Genomic DNA, 25,947 nt, shown 5'->3' with positions numbered 1-25,947 from the left:
CCGGCCGATTACAGCAACGGAAAAAAACAAGCAATCGCCATTCAGGACAATTTTGCAGAAAGTCTGCGCGTTGCATGCCATGCCGCGCGTGCACATTCCGGAGGGGCGGGACGGTGCTACAGGGAGTCGACATTCTGGTGGTGGAGGACAGCGCCAGCCAGGCTGCATTGCTGTGCGGACAGCTGGAGGCGCACGGCTGCAGGGTGCGCGTGGCGGCCAACGGCCTGCAGGCGCTGGACCTGGTGGCCGAGCGGCGGCCCACGCTGATCGTCAGCGACATCATGATGCCGCGCATGGATGGCTACGAGCTGTGCCGGCACCTCAAGCTCGACCCGGCCACGCGGGATATCCCGGTCATCCTGGTCACCCATCTGTCCGATGCACGCGACGTGGTGCGCGGCCTGGCCTGCGGGGCCGATACCTTCATCCTCAAGCCGTATGAAGAAAAGTACCTGATCGCCCGCATACGTTATTTCCTGGCCAATCTGGCGCTGCGCCAGCAGGATCAAGCCAATAAGGGCGTCGAAGTCGTACTCAGTGGTGAGCGCCACTTCATTACGGCGGCACGCCAGCAAATTCTCGACCTGCTGATTTCCACCTACGAACAGGGCATACAGCTCAACTCGCAGCTGCGTAACAAGCATCAGGAGCTGACCCAGTCGCACCATCTGCTGGACAGCCTGTTTCATTTTTCTGCCAGCCTGACCGACCAGCAGAGCGAACGGCAGGTGATCGACAAGGCGCTGGCCACGCTGTTGCGCTTCCCCAATTTCCGCAGTGCGTGGCTGATGCTGGTCGAGGATGGCAATCCGCCGCAGCGCTTCCGCCTGGTTGGCAGTTGCGGCCAGATCAGCGAGCCCGATCTGGCCAGCAAGCTGGGCGCGCTCTGCCCGTGCCAGCATGCCGGCCTGAATGATCACCCGGTGGCGGCCTTCAACGTCGGCGAGTGCACGGCCCTGCCCGATACATGGGCACATGCCTGCGTGCCGATCCGCATCGGCAACGATCTGGCCGGGCTGCTGAATGTGGTACGCACCGACGGCGACGCCTGGCCGGAGGCCGAGCTCAATACCCTCACCGCGGTGGGGCACCAGCTGGCGGTGACCTTGGCGCGGGCGCGCTTCTTCCAACGGCTGGAAGAGCTGGTGAGCGAGCGCACGGCCGCATTGCGCATCGAGGTGACCGAGCGCGAGCGCGCCGAGCTGGCCTTGCGCCAGAGCGAAACCCTGCTGGTGCAGGTGCTCAATTCGCTGCCGATCGGCGTGTGGGTGACCGATCAGCGCGGCAATGTGTCGCTGCACAACCCGGAGGCACTGCGCATCTGGGGCGGGCCGGCCCCCTTTGCCAACGGCAAGGCTGCCAGCCCCGAGCAGGAAGCATCACCCGCCGAACGCAGCATACGCCAGGCCCTGCAGCGCGCGGTGACGCTGGGCAAGGTTTCGCCGCAGGAAGTGCTGCATATCGAGGCCCAAGACGGCGAGGGGCGCACTGCGCTCAATTCCGTGGTGCCGCTCACCGATGAGCGCCAGCACATCCACGGGGCAATCGTCGTCACGCAGGACATTACCTCGCAGCAGGTCATCGATATCGAGCTGCGCATCCGCGAACGGGCCATCGAGGCCAGCGTCAATGCCGTGGTGATCACCGATCACCGCCGCCCCGGCCACCCCATCGTCTACGTCAACCCGGCTTTCGAGCGCATCACCGGTTACAGCAGCGAGCAGGTCATTGGCCAGAATTGCCGGTTCCTGCAGGGCACCGACCTCGACCAGCCCGAGCTGATGGCCGTGCGCCGGGCGCTGGAGCAAGGCACCGACGGCCGCGCCCTGCTGCGCAACTACCGCAAGGACGGGTCGATGTTCTGGAACGACCTGCGCCTGTCGCCATCGCGCGATGCGGAGGGACGGATCAGCCACTTTGTCGGCGTGCTCAATGACATTACCGAGACCAAGCGTTATCAGGATGAACTGGAACACCAGGCCAACTTCGATACGCTGACCGGCTTGCCCAACCGCAATCTGGCACAAGACCGCATCCAGCAAGCGGCCGCGTGGGCGCAGCGCAACAAGCAGCGCTTTGCGCTGGCGCTGCTTGATCTGGACAATTTCAAGTATGTGAACGACAGCCTGGGGCACTCGGTGGGCGACGCGCTGCTGGTCGAGGTGGCCAAGCGCCTGCGTGCCTGCGTGGGCGACTACGACACGCTGGCGCGTGCCGGCGGCGACGAGTTCATGCTGCTGCTGCCCGAGGCACGCAGCAACGAGGATGTCGAAGCGGTGCTGCAGGTCATCAACCAGAGTCTGTCCGTGCCGGTGGAGCTGGCCGGAGAGGTCAAGCTGCACATTTCCGCCAGCATCGGCTACTGTTTTTACCCCACCGATGGCAGCCGCGCCGACGAGCTGATCCGCAATGCCGATACCGCGATGTACAAGGCCAAGGAGCGCGGCAAGAGCCAGAGCAGCCGCTTCGAGCTGACCATGAACGTGGTGATCCAGCGCCGGGTGGCGCTGGAGCGCAATCTGCGCCAGGCGCTGACGGCCGGCGCACTGGTCATGCATTACCAGCCGCAGCTGGAACTGGAAAGCTCTACGCTGTGCGGCTTTGAGGCACTGGTGCGCTGGCAGGTGGACGGCAGCTACATTCCCACGCCCGAGTTCATCCACGTGGCCGAGGAAACCGGCCTGATCAAGGAGCTGGACCACTATGTGATCGAGCAGGTGTTCATGCAGGTGGCCGCGTGGCTCAAGGCCGGCTATGACCCGGGCGAGGTGGCGATCAATGTATCGACCTACAGCCTGCAGGACTACAGCATCGTGGCGCACCTCGAATCCGCGCTGGCACGGCACGGCATTCCGCCGGCGCGCATCAAGCTGGAGGTGACCGAAGGGCTGCTGATGAAGAATGTCGATATCGCGCAGCGCATCATGCAGGCGCTGCGTGCCGTCGGCATCAAATGGTCTATCGATGACTTCGGCACCGGTTATTCGGCGCTGAGTTACCTGCGTCGCTACCCCTTCCAGCAGCTCAAGATCGACAAGGCTTTTGTCGATGACGTGCACATCAATATCGAGAATGCCTCGATGACGCGCGCCATCATCAGCATGGCGCATTCGCTCGGGATTGCCGTGGTGGCCGAGGGCGTGGAAACGGTCGAGCAGCTCAGTTTCCTGCTGCAAGCCGGGTGCGAGCAAATCCAGGGCTACTATTACTCGCCGCCGCTGCCAGCGGCCAGCTGCACCCAGTTGCTGGCCAACGACGGAGGGCTGCGCCTGCCCGAAGTGCTGCTGCACCGCAACCCGCGCACGCTGCTGATCGTCGATGAAGACCTGCGGGTGCACTCCTATCTGTTCCGCGAGCTGGCACAGCAGGGTTACCACATCCTGAATGTGGACAGCGCCGAGGCCGCGCTGAATGTGCTCGCCATCAATGCGGTCGGTGTGGTGCTTGCCGATACCGGCATCCACGGCCCGCAAGACGGCGACTTCATGCACACGCTCAAGACCCTCTACCCCCGGCTGGTACGCATCGCCATGAGCAGCTATCTCGATGTCGATACCGTGCTGCAGGCCATCAACGAGGGTGCGGTGTTCCGCTACCTGACCAAGCCCTGGCAACCGGAGCAGCTCAAGCACCAGGTCAGGGAAGCCTTCCACCAGCACGAGCTGAACCTGCTGCAGACCAACTGACCGCCACCCGGCAGGCGCTGCCGCTGCGCACTGCAGGGCTGGCCGGCACCCTGCCCTGCACTACTGCCGGGCAGCGGCGCCAAATTGCGACAGGCGCTCGGGTCGCACATGGCCACCAGCAGCTGCCCGTCGCGCTCCTCCAGCGGCAGCGCACGGGCGCGGCGGGCCAGCGGCTCGGGCAGGCGCCGGGCCAGCGGCGGGTCCAGCGTGAAATGCTGCAGGCTGATGAAGGGAATATTGAGCTGCACCGCCAGTGCCTGGCAGATGTCCTGCTCGGTGGCAAAGCCGCGCTCGGCCAGCACCTTGCCCAGCCGCCGGCCGGTGGCATGCTGCTCCTCCAGCGCCTGCTTGAGCTGCTCGGGCGAGATGACCCGATGCTGGACCAGCAGCTCACCCAGGCGCAGCTTGATCTTTCTGGCCACGTCGCCCCCTTGCCACCCGCAACGCGCGGCAAATACTTACGTCAAATCAACAAATTCAAACTGCTTCAATCATTTTCTATTAGCACTATCGTCATGGTTTGTCTCCCATGCTGAGGCTGCCGTAGCGTCGATGTTTGTGCCTCGCAGCCCCTGTGCATGCCAGCCGTCCATCCTGGCGCGCAAATTTGCCTGTTATCGGCGCAATGGCGAGCTATGTTGACAGAGCGCAATCGCGTACCTTCCACGCCATGAATGAAAGAAATCAGGGATGCGTATGAATGCAATGCACATTTCGCCAGCCATTTGCACCGCTTTCGCAGGATAGTCGGGCATGAAAAACAAGCTGACCGTTGCAGGCATGCTGGGAATGGGGTTCAGCCTGGTCATTGGCCTGCTGCTGACGCTGGTAGGGCTGGCCTACTACAACGTGCAACAGCTGTCGGAAAGTGTGCGCTGGAATACGCACACCTACGAGGTCATCAGCGAAGGGCGTGAAATCGTCACCGCCACGCTGCGAATGCAATCCAGCGTGCGCGGCTATCTGCTGAATCACAACGCCCGCTTTGCCGAAGGCTTTAGCCGTGGCCGGGACGACATGCTGACACATCTGGCCAAGGCCAGGACGCTTTCTGCCGACAACCCTGCTCAGCAGGACAGACTGGCGCTGCTGGCCACGCTGGAAAATCGTTTCGTGACCACACGTCAGGCCCTGATGGAGCGGCGCAACATCATCGGCAACGATGCGCGCAAGCTGCAGCAATTGACAGCCAGCATAGGCGAAGGTGAAGACCGCGAACTGCTCGACAACGTCTATCGCTCCGTGGATGACTTCATCAATGTCGAAATGCAATTGCTGGTAGTGCGGGCCGCAGAGGTCAGTACGCTGGAGCAGCGTACCAAGGGCTTCCTGTTGCTGGGCGGGCTGACAGCGGTATTGCTGGCCATGCTGATCGGTTTCATCATCACGCGCACACTTACCCGACAGCTTGGCGGTGAGCCGGCCTATGCCTCGACCGTAGTGCAACGTATTGCACTGGGTGATTTCAGCAGCACGATTGCATTGCAGCCAGGCGACAACAGCAGCCTGCTGGCCAATATGTCGCAAATGCAATCCGAGTTGGCGCAACTGATTGCGCAAATCAAACTGTCCGCCGAGACCATCAGTGTTGGCGCCCAGCAAATTGCCATGGGCAATAACGACCTCTCCCGCCGCACCGAGCAACAAGCGAGTGCGCTGGAAGAAACCGCTTCGTCGATGGAAGAACTCACCACCATGGTTCAGCAAAATGCCGAGAGCAGCCGCCAGGGGCGCACGGTGTCGGATCAGGCTTCGAGCGTGGCCGGTAATGGCGGCGAGATGATGCGCCAGGTGGTCAGCACCATGGCGACGATTACCGAAAGTTCGCGCAAGATCGTCGACATCATCGGTGTGATCGACACCATTGCCTTTCAGACCAATATCCTGGCGCTGAATGCAGCGGTAGAGGCTGCAAGAGCCGGTGAGCAAGGCCGTGGCTTTGCCGTGGTGGCCGGCGAAGTACGCACGCTGGCGCAGCGCTCGGCTGCCGCTGCCAAGGAAATCAAGGGGCTGATCGGCGCATCGGTCGAACGGGTGGAAGCAGGCAACAGGCAGGTAGATACCGCTGGCAAGACGATCGGTGACGTCGTTCGCTCCATCCATCAGGTCAACGAGTTGATGAGCGATATTTCGGATGCCTCGTACGAGCAGGCCAACGGCATTCAGCAGATCAATACTTCTGTAATCCAGATGGATGAAGTAACGCAGCAAAACGCCTCGCTGGTGGAGGAAATTGCGGCCGCCAGCGAATCACTGGCACAGCAGGCGCGCATGCTCACCGAATCGGTCAGCCGCTTTCACCTGCCGGATCTGAGGCCGGCCAGCCTGGCTCCGCCCGGCGATTTCACACCTGCGCCAGCACCCATCTATATCCGGCGTCCACCACCGCTGTTCTCGTCCGCAAGCCGCAGCAGCAACGATATGCGGCAATCGGCAGGCAATGAGCGACATGGCTAGCAACACAGGCAACGCTGCGCTGATTGTCGTGGCATACCCGCCATGACCATCCTTTACGGCAGGCAGCAGCGCCCGCAGCGCTATTTTGATGCTCATTTCCAGACCGATGCCATCAAGGTGTTGCCGGCGCAATACTGCGCCACCGATGAAGACCTGATGCTGGTAACGGTGTTGGGCTCCTGCGTTTCGGTCTGCCTGCATGACCCGCAGGCCGGAGTTGGCGGGATGAATCATTTCATCCTGCCCGGCAAGGGCCACGATACCCGTATGGAGCCAGCCCGCTTTGGCACCGGGGCAATGGCACTGCTGCTGAGCGCGCTGTTCGAGCTGGGTGCCCGGCGGCAACGACTGCAGGCCACGCTGTGCGGCGCCGGCAACGTCTTGAGCGGCTTGTCATCTGCGCGCATCGGCCAGGCCAATGCCGACTTTGTGCACACCTTTCTGCGCGATGAGCATATCCGCGTCATTGCACAGGACCTGCTGGGCCAGCACGCCCGCCGCCTGCATTTTTTTCCCGCTCGCGGCAACGCCTTGGTCTATCGCGTCGAGCCCCTGCCCGATGCCCCCAATGGCACCGATCTGCCCGCCGGACTATCGCACCCGGCACGGCGCAAATCAGACCGCAGGCCGGATTCGGCATGACGCGGCAACCCATTGGCCTGGGGTAATCAAGCGCTGCAGTTCAGCCGGCAACAAAAGGCCAGCACCCGGCGATGCCGGGCACTGGCCTTTTAGCCACGCATGACGTACCGAAGGTACAGCCGACGCTTAGCGGCCCAGTTCCTTCAGGTACGCAGTACGGGCAGCAAAGCCGGTGTTGGCGAAGTCGGTGAATACGCCATCGACGCCGGCACGGTAGAAGGTCAGGTATTCGTTGACCGGATCACCCTTGTAGACGCCAGCCAGGTACTTGGCTTCGTTGCGGAAGGTGTACACGTGCACGAAAAGGCCGGCCGCGTGGGCGTTGGCAATCACGCTGTTGGGCACCGCCGAGGTCACGTCGGCCAGTGCGCCGGGGTAGGCGGTACCGTCGGCGTTCTTGTCCTTCCACGGCGAGACGGTCAGCGTCATCACTTGCGGCTTCCACGGGCCGATGCCGTCGGCATAGGTCTTGATCTCGGCCAGACCAGCCGGGGTCAGCATGTCGCCGAAATAGCGGCCATCGCCAGCCAAGGTCCAGCTGTACGGGCGGCCGTCGACAAAGGTGTACTCGTCATTGGTCTGGTAAATCATTTCACCGGTTTTGTAGTTGACGTCGTTGCCGTCAATCAGCTGCACCACGCGGGCCTTCAGGCCGATGGAGCGCATGTACTTCAAGCTGGCCGGGTCAAAGCTCTGCACCAGAATCGGCGCGGTCTTGCTGTTCATGCCGTTGTCGTTGATCAGCTTGACGATGGCGTCTTCAAACGGATGGGTGCTGCCGCCGCCGCAACCGTTGGCAATCGCCTGTGCATTGTTCCAGTACGGGTTCTTGGCTTCCGGGTAGACCGTAATGGTACGGCCACTGGTGGCGCTGCGCGCCTTGGCGATGTTGATGATTTCCTGCATGGTCAGCACGGGGAACAGACCATTGAGGTTGCTCGGGCGCAGGGTGCGTGCGTCGTAGGTGGTACCGCCGATCCAGGCCTTGAGCTCGGCCACGGTGAAGTCGGTAATCGACCAATCCTTGGTATGGTCTTCACCATCCACCACCAGCGACTTCAGTACCGATTTCGGGTCTTTCGGATCGGTCAGGTCGCTCAGGTAGGTGGCCGGGCCACCATAGGTGGCCAGCGAATACTTCACCGGCACCTGCACACCCGGCACGGTGCGCATGCGCGCGGCCACGGTCGGGTTGGTCTTGGCCACATCCTGGATATTGGTGTTGTCGCTCAACCACGGGTTGTGACGCGCTACCAGCACGCAATCCTTGGTCAGGTGCAGGTCTTCTTCGAGCGAATCGGCGCCGGCATCGGCAGCACCTTCATAGGCCGGCTGGGTTTCCTCCGGGTACAGGCCCGGCAGGCCACGATGACCAATGACCAGTGGCTGCTTGCCGTCCAGTGTCTTGAACGGCGCCGGCGCAATGTTGTTGTTCGTCGACGTGCTGCTGTCGCTGCCACCGCCACAAGCGGCCAGCAGTACGGTGGTGGTCAGCAGGCCGATGGCCGCCAGCGGGCGCAGTTTGAAACCGGGGTGCGAAATGCTCATGACGGAACCTCATGGGAAAGAGGCCTGCATGATTGCCCAGTTGCATGACGCTGGCGTTAATACGTATACATTTGTGAATGCAACTTTTCAATCAGATGACAGATCAATGTGTTGCGTTTTTGTTACTCCAGGCTTGAATGCCTGTTGGTCCACCAGGCGCAACGATGCCCGGCACAAATACCGGAATCGACTAGATTGAATATGGAATTTGCGCAGTGCATCAGCGCCGCCCAAGCTCGGACAGGACATTCAGACAGGTTTTGACAGCCAGGCGGCAACGCACCCACCCCGCATGACGGGATGGGTCAACACAAAAGCAAACAGAGGGAATACATGAAACAAATCCTGATCACCGCCGTCATCGCTGCCGCAGCCGTGGCTGCAGCCCCGCAGGCCATGGCGCGTGGCACCAGCTGCCACAAGACCTCCGAGCGCGAGATCGCCGGCCTGTTCGACCGCTGGAATGCCTCGCTGCAAACCGGCGAGCCGGCCAAGGTCGTCGCCAACTATGCGGCCGATTCCATCCTGCTGCCCACCGTATCCAACCAGCCACGTGTAACGCGCGAGGAAAAGCTCGATTACTTCGAGCATTTCCTGCCCAAGAAGCCGGCCGGCAAGATCGATTTCCGCAAGGTCTTCATCGACTGCAACACCGCCGTCGATGCCGGCCTGTACACCTTTACCTTTGGGGATGGCAGCGTCGTCAAGGCGCGTTACACCTACACCTACAAGTGGAACGGCAAGCAGTGGCTGATTACCAGCCACCATTCCTCGCGCATGCCGGAGTAAGCGGCCACGCCGGTACGGCATGCCATCATGCCGTGCGGTCTAGGGCCTGTTAACACTTATTTCACGCTTGCGTTCGGGGTAGTTCGGGATGGAGCGCAAGGCGCAGAACGCGCCGCGGTACGGGTACCGCAAGCGGTTTGCAACGCAGCGAACCGCCCGAAATCCCCCGAACCCGCAGGGCTGGGCCGCAAAGAGGCCATCTACGGCGTTACGCGCCTTGGCAATAACCGGTTATTGCCTGCGTTGCGTGCCTTGTAGCTGACCTCTTTGCGGCCCAGCGCAAGCGCGAAATAAGTGTTAACAGGCCCTAACACAGCAAGAACCCGGCCCTGCCGGGTTCTTGTTTTTGGCGCCGCCAACCCAAGCCTGCCAGCGGCTCTTGGGGTAACCGATGCGTCCTTGCGCATCGTCAGGCAGCACCGCTGCAATGCGCTAGATTGAAGGTATTGCCACGGACAGGCCGCGCTGCGGGACACGCCATGTTCAATACCTGGTCGATACGACGGAAACTGCTGGTCAGCGTCGGGCTGATCCTGTTCATCTCGCAATTGATTGCCGCGCTGGTGCTGGGCGGGGTGCTGCGCGCCAGCATGACCGAGCGGCTGGAACAGGGCGAGCTGCGCCAGACCGTGGCGGCGATCCGCAATGATCTGGACCGGTCGATGTCGCGCCCGGTGCAGGTGGCAGCCGACATGGCGTCCAACACCTATCTGATGGACTGGCTGGCCGCCGGCGAGCCGGAAAGCGGCATTGCTGCCTGGCAGAAATACGCCAAGTCGATCAAGGCGGCCACCGGCTACCCCATCGTCTCCTTCGTCAGCGCCGGCACGCACAATTACTACGATGACGAGCGCGGCCTGCTGCGCAAGCTCGATCCCGCCCACGATGGCTGGTTTGATGCCTTCATGAACAGCGGAAAACGCTACGACTTCAACCTGGGCACCGAGCCCGGCAAGCCGGTGATGATGTTCATCAACCATGTGGTGGATGACGGCCAGGGCCACCGCGCCAATGCCAGCGTGGGGCTGGATGTAACCGCCATGGCCGACCGCATCCGCAAGATGACGGTAGGCAAGTCGGGCCAGGTGTTCGTGGTGAACCAGTCCGGGCAAATCCAGATCCACCGCGATGCATCGCTGGTGAAAGTGGACGACAAGGTGGGCCTGGCCGGCCTGCCCGGCATGGCCACCGTCGCGCCGGAATTGCTCAAGCAGGGCGACTTCAATCTGGCGCACTATGATGGCCCGCAAGGCGCCATGGTGGTGGCGTCCAGTTATCTGCCGCTGGCCGGCTGGTTTGTGCTGGTGGAAATGCCGCGCGCCGAGATCAACGCACTGGTGGACCGCAACCTGATGTGGCTGGCGGTGGTGGACGTGATTGCGCTGCTGGTCTCGCTGGCACTGGTGATTGCGCTGGTGGGCACCATCACCCGCCCGCTGGCGCGGCTGCGCGATGCCATGCAGGCGCTGACCAGCGGCCAGGGCGACCTGACCGTGCGACTGGACGAAAGCCGTGGTGACGAGATCGGCCATATCGGCCGCAGTTTCAACGCCTTCATGGCGCAGTTACGCACCATGTTCCTGACCGTGCGCGAGGAAACTGCGCAACTGACCGCCAGCGTGGCCAGCATCAACGACATGACTGCGCGGCTGGCCGACGATGCCCATGCCAACGCCGACATGGCCGGCACCACGGCAGCCACCATCGAAGAAATCACTGTCTCAATCGGCGTGATTGCCGACAACAGCCAGAACGCGTCGGACAGCGTGGCGCAGGCCAGCAGCGCATCGGCTACCAGTGCCCAATCGGTCGGCCGTGTGGCGGGCGAGATCGAGCAGGTGGCGCAATCAGTAGAAGAATTGTCCGGCGTGATGACCGGGCTGCAGGCGCGCAGTGAAACCATTGCCACCATTGCCGACGTGATCAAGGAGATTGCCGGCCAGACCAATCTGCTGGCGCTCAATGCCGCCATCGAGGCCGCGCGTGCCGGCGAGCAGGGGCGCGGCTTTGCCGTGGTGGCCGACGAGGTACGCAAGCTGGCCGAGCGCACCGGCCAGGCCACGGTGGAGATTGCCGACATGGTGCAGGCCATCCGCCAGGAATCGGGTGCGGCCGTCGCACATGCGCACCAGACCGACAGCGCGGTTAAAGCCGGCGTGCAGCAAATGGGCCAGGCGATCAGCGAGATCGAATCGATCCAGGGGCTGATGCAGCAGGTGGCGCGCACCACTGATGACATCCGCGATGCGGCGCTGGAGCAATCGCGCGCCACCGAGGCCATGGCCGGCGGGGCCGAGCAGCTGTCCAGCCGTGCAGCACAAGCCGACCAGCGCATTCACGCCATGCAGGATGTGGCATCCGAGCTGGGCCGGCTGGCCGACCAGTTGCGCGGGCTGGTGGCCCGTTTCCGTCTTTAGGTCATGCCATGGCTGCGCAGCCCGGTGTGCCTGTTTGCCTGCTGCTGGCCGGCCTGTGCCTGACAGGGCCGGCGCATGGCGGGGATTACAGCGTGGCGGTGGAGGCGCTCGACTATCAGCCGCTGTACGACGGCAGCCACCCGCCCGCCTACACCGGCTTTGCGCGTGATCTGCTCGACCTGTTCGGCCGGCATTACGGCCATACCTTCCACTATGTGCCACTGCCCATCAACCGGCTGTTTGCAGAGATGTACCGCAGCCAGCGCTACGACTTCAAGTTTCCCGACAGCCCGCGCTGGCAGGTCGAGCAAAAGCGTGGCGTGATCTACAGCGAGCCGGTACTGGCGCTGACCGAGGGGATATTCGTGCCGCAACGGCGCTTGACCCAGGCCGGCAAGCCGGTACGCTATATCGGCATCCTGGCCGGCTTTTCACCCACACCGTATCAGGCGCAGATCGCCAGCGGCCGCATGGTGGTCTACCCCAGCAACAACTTTGCCGAGCTGTTCCGCATGCGCACGGTGGAGCGGGTGGATGGCGTATATGCCAATGCCTTTGCGGTGCGGCACTTCCAGCCGCCCGGCACACCCCCGGAGGACCGGCTGGTGCTGGCGCGCAACCTGCCCTATGTCACCTCGCAATTTTGCCTGGCTACGCTGAAATACCCGGCGGTGATTGCGCAGTTCAACCGCTTTTTGCGCGAGCAGCGCGACGAAATCTCACGGCTGAAGCAGCGCTACGGGGTAGATGAAGTGTTGCAGCAAGACGCTACCATGCCGCAGCAAAACTGGAGCATTACATCAGCGACAAACGCTGCGTCGTCCGGAAAACCCGCAGAGAAATGACAGGCGCTCAGGCCGCGCTTTCCAGCCTTGCGCGCCCTTGCTGCTTGGCGCGGTAAAGGCGCTGGTCAGCCAGCGCAATCAGCAAGGCCGGGTCTTGCCCCGGCTCGGGCAGCACGCTGGCGCAGCCCGCGCTGACGGTGATCCACTCCGCCACATCCGACTGCGCATGAGGCAGGCGCAAGGCGCGGATTCGTTCCAGCATCAGCTCGCCGATATGCGCCGCGCCGTCGGCATCGGTATCGGGCAGCAGGCAGACGAATTCCTCGCCCCCATAGCGGGCCAGCAGATCGTGCGAGCGGTGCACGGCATCGGCCAGCGCGTGCGCCACCTGCCGCAAGCAGGTATCCCCCATCTGGTGGCCGTAGTGGTCGTTGTAGCGCTTGAAGAAATCGACATCGATCAGGATCAGCGACAGTGGCTCGCCCTGTCGTGCGCAGCGCAGCCACTCGGCACTGAGCATTTCATCAAAGCGGCGCCGGTTGGCAATGCCGGTCAGGCCATCCACCTGCGCCAGCACGCGCAACTGGTCTGCCTGGCGCTTGATGGTAAGCTGGGTGCGCACGCGGGCGCGCACGATGGCGGGCTTGATGGGCTTGGTGATGAAATCGACCGCCCCCAAGGCCAAGCCGGCCTCTTCATCCGCCTCTTCCTGGGTGGCGGTGACGAACACCACCGGGATGGTTCGCGTTGCGTCATCCTGCTGCAGCTGGCGCAGCACGGCATAGCCATCCATGTCCGGCATGACCAGATCGAGCAGGATCAGATCCGGCAGCAACTGCTGCGCCAGCGCCAGCGCCTGGGCGCCCGACGTGGCCATGTAGAGGTCGTAGTCACCCTGCAGCAACTCGTGCAGCACGCGGATATTCAACGGCTGGTCGTCCACCAGCATGATTCTTGCTCGTCGTTCGACTGGCTCGCGCAATGCAGTCCCCTTCAGCTACCCTGCAATTCAGTCATCAGTTTGCGTAATGTTTGCGCAGCCTGCCGAAAATCCAGCGACTCCACTTCGGCAATCAGCGGCTGCATGCTGGCCAGCCGGTCTTTGCCGCCGCGCTGCTGCAACTCTTTCAGGATATCGAGCGCGCGCATATTGCCACTATCGAGCAAATGCGCCAGTTCAACCAGTTTTTGCTGCCATTCTTCTTCGCCCAGCAGCGTGCCGGGCACATTGGCCGGCATGCCGATACCCAGCGAGCGCAGGGCAGTCTGCAGCAAGGCATGATCAGCCTGACCCTGCGCCAGCAAGGCGGCCTGCAGTTGCTCGCCAGCCAGATCGGCCAGTACGTCGCCCTCACCCGGCTGGCGCAGGCGCTTTTCTGCCGCCGCGCATTGCTGGCCCAGGCGCGCCGCGCCCAGCGTGGTCGCCACACCCTTGAGCGTATGCAGCGTTGCCGCTGCCCGGGTTGCATCATCGGCGGCAACGGCCTTGGCCAGCTCGCCCAGCAAGCGGGTGTATTCGCCTTCGAAGGTGGCCAGCATCTGCACATAGAGCTTGCTGTTGCCGCCAAAGCGCGCCAGGGTGCCACGCAGGTCGATCCGGGCCGATTCGCTGTCGGCGGCTGCGGCTGCGGCAGCCGCCAGTGCGGCCTGTGCGCTTTGCCGCTCGGTCAGCCGGTGCAGCAGCGGCACCACCTCCTGCATGTCGATGGGCTTGCCGATATGCTCGGACATGCCGGCGTCCAGGCAGGCCTGCCGGTCAGCCTTGGAGGCATTGGCAGTCATGGCCAGGATGGGCAGCGCGGCAAAACGCTTGTCAGCACGGATACGGCGGGTGGCTTCCAGACCATCGATGTCGGGCATCTGTACATCCATGATCACCACATCGAATTCGCTTGCGCCGTCGATCACGCAGGCCACGCCGGGCAGGCCGCCATCGGCCAGCGTCACCTGGGCGCCTTCGCCACTGAGCAGCTCGAACGCCACCTGGCGATTGAGCGCGTTGTCCTCCACCACCAGCAAGCGCATGCCCTCCAGCCGCAAGGGGCGTGGCGCGGCTGGCTGCGGTCTGGAGGAACCATTGAGTGCCCGCTCCAGCGTTTCGAGCAACTGGTTGGGCGTCACCGGCTTGGTGAGGAAATCGGCAAAGGGGGCATCGGCATTGCGCTGTGCACCGGCCAGCACCTCGCGCCCATAGGCGGTCACCATGATGATGAGCGGCGGCCGCCCGCCTTGCTGCAGCTGGTTGATGCGGCTTGCCGCGCTCAGCCCATCCAGCACCGGCATGCGCCAGTCCATCAACACGATGTCGTAGGGCTTGCCCATCTGCAGGGCGGCGTTGGCGGCTTCGCAAGCTTCATCACCGTCGACCACACGATCGGCCTGCCAACCAAAGGAGCGCACGGTTTCGCTCATCACCTGCGCGGCAATCGGATTGTCGTCGGCAATCAGGATGCGCAGCGGCTGATCGCGCAAGCTGGAGGGGCTGAGTATCGCTTGCGATTCGATCAGCGGCAGCGTGAGCGAGAAGGTAAAGCAACTGCCCTTGCCCGGCACGCTGCTGACAGTGATACGCCCGCCCATCAGCTCCACCAGCCTGCGGCTGATGGCCAGGCCCAGCCCGGTACCGCCGAAACGGCGCGTGGTCGATGCTTCGGCCTGGCTGAAACCATCGAAAATGCGCGAGAGCTGTTCGGGTGCAATGCCGATGCCGGTATCGCGCACCGAGATTTCCAGCGTCACCGTCGCCGCCGTGCTGCTGGCACGGCGCAGGCCGACCAGCACTTCGCCACTCTGGGTGAACTTGATGGCATTACCGGCCAGGTTGATCATGACCTGCTGGATGCGCAAGCGGTCGCCCACCAGGCTGCCGGGCAGGCTGGGGTCGATGGTGAACAGCAGCTCGATGTCCTTGGCGCCGACATTGCCCGACAGCACCACGGCCAGATCGCGCATCATGGCATCCAGCTCGAAAGGGTGCGGGTCCAGCTCCAGCTTGCCGGCATCGATCTTGGAGAAATCCAGGATATCGTTCAGCAAGCCCAGCAGCGCCCGGGCGGCCACTTCAGTCTTGGTGACATAGTCTTGCTGGCGTGCATCCAGCGTGGTGTGCTGCAGCAACTGCAGCAAGCCCAGCACCGCATTCATCGGCGTGCGGATTTCGTGGCTCATATTGGCCAGGAAGCTCGACTTGGCCGCGCTGGCGGCATCGGCATGCTCCTTGGCCTCGCGCAGCGTGGTTTCCACCTCCAGCTGCGTGGTGATGTCGCGGTTGATGCCGGTCACGCGCAGCGCCCTGCCCTGCGCATCGCGCTCGACCTGCGCGCCGGCCTGGATGTGCCGCACGCTGCCGTCCGCACGCACCACGCGGAAGACCGGATCATAAACACCGGTGCCGGCCACTGCGGCCATCAGGCTGGCCTCGGTCGCGGGCAGATCATCCGGGTGTACGCGGTCACGCCAGTGCAGATAGGACAAACCCGTTTCACGCAGCGACAGCGGCTGGTCGTAAAACTCGTACATGCGGTCGTTCCAGTCCAGCGCGTTGCTGTCCAGCTCCCAGGTCCAGATGCCCAGCTCGGCCACCTCGGCAGCCATCAGCAACTGGTCGCGCGCGGCCAGCAGCGATTCACGCTGTTGCTGCAGCTCGGTCAGATCGGTCACGATGCCGACATAGCGATAGCTCTGCCCGACCCGCATGGCGCCGATCGATATCTGCATCGGGAACAGGCTGCCATCCTTGCGGCGTGCATTGGCCTCGCGGAAGCCGCCCACCGGGCGGGCGCCAGTGCGCAGCGCCAGTGCGGCATGGCGCAAATAGCCGTCGTGCTCGCTCAACAGCGGCTCGGGCATCAGCATGCTGACGTTCTGGCCCTCCAGCTCGGCCTCGCTATAGCCGAACACGCGCTGGCAGGCCGGATTGGCTGACAGGATGCGGCCGACTTCATCAATGGCAATGATGGGGTTACCGGCAGTTTCCAGCACCGCGCGCGTGGTAGCCAGGCTGGTTTCCAGCCGCTCGAGCGTGGCCTTGCGTTCGGTGATGTCCACTGCAATGCCGAGGTAACCGACGATTTCGCCCTGCTCGTTGCGCATGGCGGTCACCGACAGCAATACCGGAAGGCGTGAGCCATCGCGGCGGATATACGTCCATTCGCGCGTTTCCGCCCCCTCGCGCTCCGGGCGATAGACAAAGACGCGGAATCCGTCGATCTGCTCGCCATAGGTTTCGCTCAGGTCGGCCCCGCGCGCGGCAACTTCATCGCGGTCATGGATCAAGGCCGGCGTCACCACACCGACGATATCTTGGGCACGGTATTGCAGCAGGCGTTCGGCGCCGCTGTTGAACACGCGGATCACCCCTTCGGCATCCGTCGCGATGATGGACACCTCGGAAGCCGCCTGCAGCACATTGCCCAGCAGCAGATTGGCCTCGCTCAGCTCCTGCGTGCGCTGTGCCACCTGTGCTTCAAGGCTGGCATTGAGTTCAAGGATGCGGGCGGCGGTAGCCTTTTGCTGGGTGATGTCGCGCAGGGTCTTGGAGGCCCCGATGACCGTGCCATCCGCATCGCGCACCGGCGACACGGTGACGGAGACATCCACCAGGCTGCCGTCGGCGCGCAGCCGCTGCGTTTCAAACGGCACCACGCGTTCGCCGCGTGCAACGCGCTGCAGGATGTCGTCCTCTTCGGCTTGCCGTCCGGGCGGCACCAGCAGCTTGGCCACGCGCCGGCCCATCACCTGTTCGGCGGTAAAGCCGAACAGGCGTTGCGCCCCGCCATTCCAGCTCGTGATCTCGCCCTGCGCCGTAAATCCGACAATGGCATCGTTGGACGATTCGACAATCGCCGCCAGGCGCGCCTGTCCCTCGCCAATCACGCGCTTGCGCACCTGCGCGGCCGCCAGTCCGCCCATCAGGCCGCTGGCCAGCAGGGAAATCAGCGCGCCGACAAGCAGGTAATCACGCGGCGGTGTCTGGCGCAGATCGTCGATGAAGGCTTGGCCGATGCCCATGTCGAGCTGCCAGCGCCGGCCAAAGAACTCGCGCTCCAGGCGCACCGGGTAAACCCACGGCGCTTGTGGGGCGGAATCGAAAAACGGAATGCCGCTGCCCCCGGTGGTAATGTCACGCAGGCTCAGATGCAAGCGCTGCCCGGCGCCGGTCAGGCCCTTGAGCGAATCGGCCATGACCAGCGGCGCATAGCTCCAGCCCAGCAGCGCGGTATTGCGCTCGGCCGGGGTGGCCGGCACCGTGCCGCTGCGATAGATGGGCAGCAGCAGCAGAAAGGACTGCTGGGGGGCACCACCAGCCTGCACCAGCGTGATCGGCGCGGTCAGCCTTGGCTCGCCGCTGAACATGGCCGATTCGGCCGCTGCGCGCCGCTCGGGGTTGGAGGCAATATCCAGCCCCACCGCCTGCATGTTGCCGGCCAGCGGTTCGACATACTGGATCACCCAGCGCTCGCCGGAATTGGGCGTCAACTGGCGGATGGCAAAGTCCGGCATGCCGTCGGCGCGGGCCGCCCGCAAGAATGCATCCACCTGATCCGGCGCCACGCGGCGGATGAAGCCAAAGCCGCGCGCGCCGGGGAATTCGAGCTCGACATCGCGCGTGCGGCTGTAGCGGGCAAAGGTCTCCCGCGTCAGCGCCTGCTCGCCGGTGCTGATCACCGCGCCGCGCGCACCGCGCAGGCCGTACTGGTACACCGTCAGGCGCTGGCTGATCTGATCCAGCAGCACGCCGGCCTGCTCGGTGGCGGCCTGCTGTATTTCTGCTTCGTTGCTGCGCATGCGCAGGCCCGCAATACCGGCGCTGATCAGCAAGCCGATCAGCAAGGTGGCCAGCGCGGCATAGATGGCGGGCTGTCTGTGCGACTGTATCTGCATCCGGGTACGGTCCTATGCGTCGGCCTGGCTGGGGGATGCGCTGGCACCAAGGCCGGAAACCAGCAAATGCGACATCTGCAAAAAGGGCACGGGCTGCGAATACAGGTAGCCCTGCATCACCTTGCACCCTTGTGCCAGCAGGCGGCGCGCCTGTTCCTCTTCCTCCACCCCTTCTGCCACCAGATCAAGGTGCAGGCTGTGCGCAAGATGGATGATGGCGGTAATGATGGCGGCGTCGCTGGCATCGGTCAGCATGTCGCGCACGAAGCCCTGATCGATCTTGAGCACATTGATGGGAAAGCGCTTGAGATAGGCAAGGCTGGAATAGCCGGTGCCAAAGTCGTCCACCGCGATGCCGACACCGATCTGCCTGAGCGCAATCAACGTATTGCGCGCCTGCACCTGATCCTTGGCCAGCACGCCCTCGGTGATTTCCAGCTCGATCTGTTGCGGCTCCACGCCAGTCTGCGCCAGCACGGCGGCCACGATGTCGGCAAAGCTTTCCACCTCGAACTGCTGGGCGGAAATATTGACGCTCACCACGATGGGGCTGCCCTGCTCGGCCCAGAAGCGCGCATGATCGCAAGCCTGGCGCAGCACCATCTCGCCGATCGGCACGATCAGGCCGGTTTCCTCGGCCAGCGGAATGAAGCGGATCGGCGGCACCAGCTCGCCGTCGGTATTGCGCCAGCGCACCAGGGCCTCGGCGCCGACGATGATGCCGGTCTCGGCATTGACCTTGGGCTGGTAGAACACCTCGTAGCGCCCTTTTTCCAGCGCCTCGCGCATATGGCGTTCCAGCAGCTGCTTGGCCAGCAGTTTTTCCTCGATATCGGCGGAAAAGAACTGGTAGCGGTTGCGCCCTTCCTGCTTGGCGCGATACATCGCAACGTCGGCATGGCGGTAGAGCGATTCCTGATCGCTGCAGTCATCCGGGTAGATGCTGATGCCCTGGCTGATGGACAGGGTGAAGCGCTCGCCCTGCAGCAGAATGGGGTCGGCGCAGGTGCGCTGCAGCTTGCGCGCCACTTCCTCGACCTGGGCCACATCGGGCAGATCGGGCAGCAGCACCAGAAATTCGTCGCCGCCCTGCCGGCTGACCGTGTCGGTGGCGCGCAGTGCGGCCTTGAGGCGGCGCGAGATCTCCTGCAGGATCTGATCGCCCACCGAATGGCCCAGCGAGTCATTGATGGTCTTGAAGTGATCGAGATCCAGCAAAATCATGCCGACGCGCCCACCGGTGCGATGGGCCGTCTGCAGCGCCTGCTCGGCCCGGTCCTGCCACAACATGCGGTTGGGCAGGTTGGTCAGCGCATCGTGGTGCGCCAGATGGGTCATCTTGATCGCCATCGCGCGGGCTTCGCTCACGTCGTGGAAGACGATGATGGCGCCGGTGATGTGATTGTCGTGATCGCGGATCGGCGCGGCAGAGTCCTCCACCTCGATCTGCCGCCCGTCGCGCGCGCGCAGCGCGCAATTGAGCGCCATGCCGACGATGCGCTTCTCGCGCAGCGCCAGCCGCACCGGGTTCTGCACCGGGTGGTTGTGCGCGCTGTCGAACAGCGGCATGACGGCTTCGATGGGCTGGCCGACCGCCTCGCTCCCGCTCCAGCCCGTCATGCTCTCGGCAATCGGGTTCAGGAAGCTCACGATGCCCAGGGCATCGGTAGCGATCACCGCATCGCCGATCGAATTGAGCGTGACGCGGATGCGCTCCTTCTCGTCAAACAAGGCCACTTCGGCGCGCTTGCGCTCGGTAACGTCGGTGATCAGCAGCAAAAAGCCATCCACGCCGTCGGCCCCTTCGTGCCCGACGCGGCATACCAGCGACGCCTGCCCGAACAGCGTATCGCCGTTATCGCGCAGCAGGGCCAGATCGAACGACGGGCTCATGCCCTGCTGGACTTCATCAATATGCCGGTCAACCGCGAAATAATTGTGCGGGCCCAGTACGTCACGCAGCTGCATGCCCAGCATCTCGCGCGCGGGAATGCCGAACCAGCGCCCATGCGTGTCGTTGCAATAGCAATTGCGCAAGCGCATGTCCCAATAGGCGATGAAGGCCGGCAGGTTTTCCACCACATCGGCCAGATCGCGCCGGGCATGCGCCAGCTCGCGCGTACGCTGGCGCAGCGCCAGCTGGGTATTCACCCGCGCCCGTGCCACCGGCACATTGAGCGGTTTTTGCAGGAAATCGACCCCGCCCTCGGTCAGCGCATGCAGCTCGTGCTCCAGCTGATCGTGCGCGGTGACAAAGATGATGGGGATATCGCTGATCTGCGGATCAGCCTTGACGCTGCGGCACACGTCATAGCCATTCATGCCCGGCATTTCGATATCGAGCAGCACCAGATCCGGCTTGCGCGCGCGGATGATCTGCAGCGCGCTGTCGCCATCCATCGCAAACAGCACTTCACCCAAGCCCCGCACGGCTTCGCGCAGCACATGGATATTGCTGGCGTTATCATCGACGATCAGGATGACCGGGGCTTGTATCAACGGTCCATTGAACATTGCATCCTCTCGTACGCCGGCCTGCAATCGAGCCACAGGCAGTACGCGAAAGACAACCGGGCAGGGCCGGGCGCATGGCCCGACTGGACATGCCATCATTCCCTGATATTAAGACAGCCAGCCGAAATTGCAGACGGTTTTTTGCGCAAAGCAGCAGAAAGGAAAATGCGGTGTGAGCAGCATTTCACCTGCCGCCTTGCTGCAGGCCGGCATTGCCGCGCGTTACGCCCCCAGCGACCCTTATCGGGTGCCGGCAGACGCTACCGGGCGTCGGACGGGCTGGATGGACGGCGCCACAGCAGCCAGACCGCCCCCACCAGCGCCCCGGCAAAGCCCGCCGCCGCCCCTACGCCCATGGCCCAGCGCGGGCCGAACTGATCGGCTACCCAGCCGACGATGGGCGCCCCGATGGGCGTACCGCCAAAGGCCACGGCAAACAAGATGGCCACCACGCGGCCGCGCATGGCCGGGTCGGTGCTGCCCTGGATCAGCGCATTGGCGCCGGTGGTGATGATCTGCGCGGTGGCACCGATCAGCACCAGCATCAGGCCATACAACCAGTAGTTGCCCATCAGCGCCGCCAGCGTAAAGCCGACACCGCACAGCGCGGCGGAGATGAACAGCATACCGGCCCGCAGCCGCGCACGACTGGCGGCAAACAGCGCACCCAGCACCGAACCGACGGCCAGCATCGAGGTCAGCAGTCCATAGCGATCGGCATCGGCATGGAACACCTTGACCGCCATGGCCGAAATGAAAATCGGGAAGTTGAGGCCGAACATGCCCATCACGCCCAGCATGAACAGCAGCACCTTCAGATCGGCCCGCCCCCAGATATAGCGGAAACCATCCAGCAGCCCGCTGTTGCCAGCACGGGCGCGATCCCCCGTGTGCAGCTCATCCAGCCGCAGATAACGCAGCGACAGCAGCACGGCGGCAAACGAGGCTGCATTGATCAAGAACACCCAGCCGCAGCTCACGCTGGCCGCCAGCACGCCCGCCACCGCCGGGCCGATCATGCGCGCGATATTGAACGAGGTGGAATTGAGCGCTACCGCATTGCCCAGCTCGGCCTCGCCCACCAGCTCGGACACGAAAGTCTGGCGGATGGGCGAATCAAACGCCACCACGCAGCCCAGCAGCAGCCCGCACGCATAGACATGCCACAGGTGCACCGCGCCGAACACGGTCAGCAGGCCCAGCACCAGCGCCAGCAGCCCCATGGCGGCCTGGGTAAGGAACAGCATGCGGCGGCGGTTGAGCTTGTCGGCCGCCAGCCCGGTCAGCGGCAACAGCAGCAGTTGCGGCGCAAACTGCAGCGCGGTCACCACCCCCACCGCGGTCACGTTGTGGTGGGTCAGCTGGGTGAGCACCAGCCAGTCCTGCGCGGTGCGCTGCATCCAGGTGCCGATATTGGACACGATGGCGCCCGCCGCCCACAGCCGGTAGTTGTGGCCCGCCAATGATCTGAATAGCGCCCGCATCGGCCCCGCCCCTGCCTATCGCCCGGCTGGCTGACGGGCCGCCAGCAAGGCCAGCAGGTCTGCGGTGCTGCCCGTCTCGCCCAGGCGGGGGAAGATGCGCGTAATGCTGTTGTGATGCGCATCGGCATGCATGTCCGTCACCGCATCGGTCACCACGCTGACGTGATAACCCAGCTCGAACGCCTGCCGCGCGGTCGATTCCACGCCGATGCTGGTGGCAATGCCCGCCAGCACCAGCTGCGTGATGCCCAGCGCCTGCAGCTGCTGGTGCAGATCGGTATGGAAGAAGGCGCCCCAGGTGCGCTTGGTGATGCGCAGGTCTTGCGGCTGCACAGCGAGCTCTGGCACCAGCTCGGCCCAGTTGGCCGGCCGCTCGCCTGTCGGGCGGGCCTGCTCGGTGCGGCCGGGCGCGGCGCCTGCCACGTTGACCAGCACCACCGGCAAGCCCTGCACGCGGAAGGCCGCCGCCAGTGCCGCGCCACGCTGCACGATTTCGCCCGCATCATGCACGACGGGCAAGGCCACCACGCCGTGCTGCAAATCAATCAGCAACAGTGCGGTATGGGGATCGAGTTGGGTAAAGGCCATGGTGCTACTCCTGGGGTGGCAGCAAGCGGCGCAGCAGCGCAATGGCCGCGCCAAGCTGTTGTTGTTCATCCGGCGCCAGCTGGCTGCGGATGCGCTGGAACAGCCAGTCCTCGCGTGCCGCACGGGCCGACGCCAGCCAGGTCAGGCACTCGGGCGTCAGCGACCAGATGGTGCGCCGCCCGTCAGCCGGGTCGGCCGTGCCGGCCACCAGCCCGGCGGCCTGCAGCGCAGCCACGGTCGCCCCCATCGATTGCGAACGCACGCCCTCGGCGCGTGCCAGCTCGGTCACCGAGGCCGGGCCATCGCGCTCCAGCCGCGTCAGCACCAGCTTTTGCGAGTGAGTGAACTCGCCGGGGTGCGCAGCCTCGCGCAGCCGGCGCAGGTATTGCCCCACCAGCTGGCGCAACTCGGTGGCCAGCGCGTGGGCCTGGGCTTCGTCATCGGAAATGGGCTGCGGCACGCCGGCGACCTCGTGGAATTGAAAGGCAAACTACAAAGTTTGCCTTCGTATATTGACGTGCGAAGGCACAGTAAACAATGGGACAAAACCCTTAGGTAGTCGCTGCCTGCAGAATCGAAGCTGCGCTTGCATTGCCGGTAAGCCGTGATTGGCTTACCGTAGCGCCACGCCAGAACAGGAAGTGATATGGAAATCCGCACCGATGACCTGAGCCACCCCGCCGTGCACGCGCTGCTGCGCGAGCATCTGGCCGGCATGCAGGCCAATTCGCCACCCGGCGCCGTCTACGCGCTTGATCTGGCCGCGCTGCGCGCGCCAGCCATCACCTTCTGGACCGCGTGGGACGGCGATGCACTGCTGGGCTGCGGCGCACTCAAAACGCTGGACGCCCGCCACGGCGAAATCAAATCCATGCGCACCGCCAGCCCCCATCTGCGCCGTGGCGTGGCACAAGCGCTGCTCGATACCGTCATCCGGCACGCCCGCACCAGCGGCCTGCAACGGCTCAGCCTGGAAACTGGCTCCGCCCCCGCCTTCCAGCCCGCCATCGCCCTCTACCAACGCAATGGCTTTGAGCGCAGCGGGCCATTTGGCGATTACCGCGACAATGGCTTCAGCGTGTTCATGACCCGCAGCCTGGCATGACGCCGATACCTGATTGCATATTGATTTGGCCGAATAATATCTGGCAGAAACGCAGTTCAAAGCCGATGCATGTATTACTTCATGCACCCATTCCAATTCAACACAATGAATTTGTCAAAATCCATATTCAAAGGCAGAAAATCCGTGAAATGAATCAGGAACCTTCAATTCATTCTGCAGCTCCGCCAGATACCTGCGCGCTCTGCTGAGCGGATGATCAGCAAACTGCGCATCATATTGCGCGTCGTCAGCCAGATTGGCCATGAAGTCGCCACGATAGTTTACGTCGTAGGGGTCTCGTTCCCAACCGATCAGCTTGCCGGTAGCTTCATCCGCTTGGGGCAGCTCAGGCAGCTGTATCATCACCATCGACTCGCGCATGCCCGTCGGGTTTCCTTCTGTGCATTGCACTTTGACCACGTACGAACAATCGGCAAACGGGAATGTGAAACTGCCCAGAAATGCAAAGCCACGCGGCTGCATTCTTCCTTTCAGCAGGGTACGGGCAGTTTGAATGCCGGCGACCTCGGCCACATCCACTTCCAGCATGGCCATGCCGACATCAGTTGTTTTCTCTCGATAGAATCCACGTAGCGCAGTCAAATCCGTCAAGTTTGCAGCGATATCCGGAACCAAGCCAAAATAGTTCAACGAGAGATAATCGCCGCATTCGTTTCTGTAGAGCGCAGTATTTTCTTCACGTTTAACAAATATCCATTGCTGGGGCAAAACAAAGCCAGCAAATGGATCAATATGCCTCTGTTTACGAAACAAGCGAGCCAGCAAGGACATCTGGGAACCCATCACGAATCAATGGACTCTAGCTTAGCATGCACGATTTCAGCCTTGCCAAGCCGGGCATGACGGCAATTCTCCTGCGGGCGCACAACATACCGTTACCTCGCCCCTTTCAACCCAGCAAGCGAGCCACGCGTTAAACGCATAGTCCATCATCACGCTTGGCCGCACCCATGCCTCATCTCTTGCCCCGCCTCGCCCTCGCCACCACCCTGCTCGCCCTGACCACCCTCGCCCACGCTGCCGATGGCCGCTGGTGTCCGGCGCTGCCCAATGTGGGCAACAAGCTGGCGGCCAGCCTGGCCAGCGAGGTGAACACGCATCGCGATGACCAGCCGCGTGCGCAGCCAAGGCTGCATACCGAGGGCACCTTGCCGCATCAGGGTATTTACGATCAGAGCGTGGCGGCCAAGCAGGATTTTCCGCGCATGCGCAATCTGGCGCTGTATGTGCGCCTGCATGCCGAGGACGGCGCAGCGCTCGATCAGCTGGAAAAACTGCTGCGCGCCTGGGCCAATCTCTACCAGCCCAGTTTCAACCCCATCGACGAAACTGATTTCGATGCCTATATCGACGCCTGGGCCATCAGCCGCGAGCGCTTCGGCATGGACACGCAATCGGTGCTGGACAATTTCTTCCGCAATATGGCGCAAGGCTATATCGCACAGATGCGCGCCAATGGCGGCAAGGGCACGTGGATCAACAACTGGCAGAGCCACCGCATCAAGCTGGTGACGCTGACGGCGGTGCTGCTGGATGACCCGGCCATGCTGGCCGAGGCCAAGCGGCTATTCCGCCAGCAGTTGCAGCAAAACCTGCATGACGATGGCTCGGTGCTCGATTACTACGAGCGCGATGCGCTGCACTACGTCACCTACGATCTGGAACCGTTGCTGCGCGCCGCGCTCGCCGCCCGTACGCGTGGCGAAGACTGGCTGCGCCTGCCCACCGCGCAAGGTGCCACGCTGGCCAGCGCGCTGGACTGGCTGCTGCCCTACACGCGCGGCGATATCGTGCACCAGGAATACCTGCGCACCACGGTGAAGTTCGATCTGGAACGGCGCGATGCCAAACTGCCAGGCTTTACCGGCGCGTGGGACCCGCACTCGGCGCGCAACCTGTACTGGCTGGCCGCCCTGCTCGACCCGCGCTACGCCAGCATCGCCGCCAGCCTGGGCAGCCCGCCGCCGTGGCAGGTAGCGTGCTGGATGAGCTGAGCCATCGGTTGTCCGTAGCAACGATCAGGCAGCC

17 protein-coding genes are annotated in these 25,947 nt (G+C 63.5%); 8 read left to right on the top strand and 9 right to left on the bottom strand.

Annotated features, from left to right (window positions below; all coding sequences use genetic code 11):
• Window positions 1–113: 113 nt before the first annotated feature.
• Window positions 114–3,686 (top strand): EAL domain-containing protein, encoded by a 3,573-nt coding sequence (locus tag B9A19_RS04635; protein ID WP_176216772.1) that lies wholly within the window; start codon window positions 114–116, stop codon window positions 3,684–3,686.
• Here B9A19_RS04635 and B9A19_RS04630 read toward each other — a convergent pair.
• Entirely contained in the window at window positions 3,593–4,108 is a 516-nt protein-coding gene (locus B9A19_RS04630; RefSeq protein WP_084089382.1) for a cyclic di-GMP-binding domain-containing protein, MshE-related, read from the bottom strand. The two genes, B9A19_RS04635 and B9A19_RS04630, sit on opposite strands and share 94 nt — an antisense overlap.
• Before the next feature lie 331 nt (window positions 4,109–4,439).
• Here B9A19_RS04630 and B9A19_RS23245 point away from each other — a divergent pair, with 331 nt between their 5' ends.
• On the top strand, window positions 4,440–6,143 hold the full coding sequence (locus B9A19_RS23245; protein ID WP_084089380.1) for a methyl-accepting chemotaxis protein: 1,704 nt from the start codon (window positions 4,440–4,442) through the stop codon (window positions 6,141–6,143).
• 42 nt (window positions 6,144–6,185) lie between these two features.
• Window positions 6,186–6,785: a hypothetical protein gene (locus tag B9A19_RS04620; protein WP_084089378.1), complete on the top strand. Its 600-nt coding sequence runs from the start codon at window positions 6,186–6,188 to the stop codon at window positions 6,783–6,785.
• Between the two features lie 126 nt (window positions 6,786–6,911).
• Here B9A19_RS04620 and B9A19_RS04615 read toward each other — a convergent pair whose 3' ends face one another.
• Window positions 6,912–8,333: a glycerophosphodiester phosphodiesterase family protein gene (locus tag B9A19_RS04615; protein WP_084089376.1), complete on the bottom strand. Its 1,422-nt coding sequence runs from the start codon at window positions 8,331–8,333 to the stop codon at window positions 6,912–6,914.
• 333 nt (window positions 8,334–8,666) lie between these two features.
• On the opposite strand from B9A19_RS04615, the gene B9A19_RS04610 reads away from it, so the two are divergent.
• The 3 genes from B9A19_RS04610 to B9A19_RS04600 all read left to right on the top strand — a co-directional run bounded on the left by B9A19_RS04610 (window position 8,667) and on the right by B9A19_RS04600 (window position 12,384).
• Complete coding sequence (locus B9A19_RS04610; RefSeq protein ID WP_084089374.1) at window positions 8,667–9,122, top strand: SgcJ/EcaC family oxidoreductase; 456 nt, start codon at window positions 8,667–8,669, stop codon at window positions 9,120–9,122.
• 479 nt (window positions 9,123–9,601) lie between these two features.
• Window positions 9,602–11,539: a methyl-accepting chemotaxis protein gene (locus B9A19_RS04605; RefSeq protein WP_084089372.1), complete on the top strand. Its 1,938-nt coding sequence runs from the start codon at window positions 9,602–9,604 to the stop codon at window positions 11,537–11,539.
• A gap of 8 nt (window positions 11,540–11,547) precedes the next feature.
• A complete protein-coding gene (locus tag B9A19_RS04600) occupies window positions 11,548–12,384 on the top strand; it encodes a substrate-binding periplasmic protein (protein WP_084089370.1) in 837 nt (278 codons plus the stop codon).
• Window positions 12,385–12,391: 7 nt separating this feature from the next.
• On the opposite strand, the gene B9A19_RS04595 is transcribed toward B9A19_RS04600, so the two are convergent.
• From B9A19_RS04595 to B9A19_RS04570, 6 genes are all read right to left on the bottom strand, one after another.
• Complete coding sequence (locus B9A19_RS04595; RefSeq protein WP_084089368.1) at window positions 12,392–13,273, bottom strand: diguanylate cyclase domain-containing protein; 882 nt, start codon at window positions 13,271–13,273, stop codon at window positions 12,392–12,394.
• 44 nt (window positions 13,274–13,317) lie between these two features.
• Window positions 13,318–18,207 (bottom strand): PAS domain S-box protein, encoded by a 4,890-nt coding sequence (locus tag B9A19_RS04590; RefSeq protein ID WP_084089367.1) that lies wholly within the window; start codon window positions 18,205–18,207, stop codon window positions 13,318–13,320.
• Between the two features lie 12 nt (window positions 18,208–18,219).
• Window positions 18,220–20,721, bottom strand: a complete 2,502-nt coding sequence (locus B9A19_RS04585) for a two-component system response regulator (RefSeq protein WP_084089365.1) — start codon at window positions 20,719–20,721, stop codon at window positions 18,220–18,222.
• A gap of 260 nt (window positions 20,722–20,981) precedes the next feature.
• A complete protein-coding gene (locus B9A19_RS04580) occupies window positions 20,982–22,205 on the bottom strand; it encodes an MFS transporter (protein WP_084089363.1) in 1,224 nt (407 codons plus the stop codon).
• Window positions 22,206–22,220: 15 nt separating this feature from the next.
• Window positions 22,221–22,793 (bottom strand): isochorismatase family protein, encoded by a 573-nt coding sequence (locus B9A19_RS04575; RefSeq protein WP_084089361.1) that lies wholly within the window; start codon window positions 22,791–22,793, stop codon window positions 22,221–22,223.
• Between the two features lie 4 nt (window positions 22,794–22,797).
• Window positions 22,798–23,253, bottom strand: coding sequence for a MarR family winged helix-turn-helix transcriptional regulator (locus B9A19_RS04570; protein ID WP_084089360.1), 456 nt, complete (start codon window positions 23,251–23,253; stop codon window positions 22,798–22,800).
• Between the two features lie 186 nt (window positions 23,254–23,439).
• Between B9A19_RS04570 and B9A19_RS04565 the strand changes: the two genes are divergently transcribed.
• A complete protein-coding gene (locus tag B9A19_RS04565) occupies window positions 23,440–23,898 on the top strand; it encodes a GNAT family N-acetyltransferase (RefSeq protein ID WP_084089359.1) in 459 nt (152 codons plus the stop codon).
• Between the two features lie 114 nt (window positions 23,899–24,012).
• Here B9A19_RS04565 and B9A19_RS04560 read toward each other — a convergent pair whose 3' ends face one another.
• Entirely contained in the window at window positions 24,013–24,690 is a 678-nt protein-coding gene (locus B9A19_RS04560; RefSeq protein ID WP_139798656.1) for a hypothetical protein, read from the bottom strand.
• Between the two features lie 179 nt (window positions 24,691–24,869).
• On the opposite strand from B9A19_RS04560, the gene B9A19_RS04555 reads away from it, so the two are divergent.
• The gene (locus B9A19_RS04555) at window positions 24,870–25,913 is read left to right on the top strand and encodes an alginate lyase family protein (RefSeq protein ID WP_084089357.1); all 1,044 of its coding nucleotides are present in this window, start codon (window positions 24,870–24,872) and stop codon (window positions 25,911–25,913) included.
• Window positions 25,914–25,947 lie beyond the last annotated feature (34 nt).

The organism is Andreprevotia lacus DSM 23236 (genome assembly GCF_900176275.1).
Lineage (GTDB): Bacteria > Pseudomonadota > Gammaproteobacteria > Burkholderiales > Chitinibacteraceae > Andreprevotia > Andreprevotia lacus.
The sequence above is the reverse complement of the archived record's forward strand: the minus strand, read 5'-3'. Positions and strand labels throughout refer to the sequence as shown.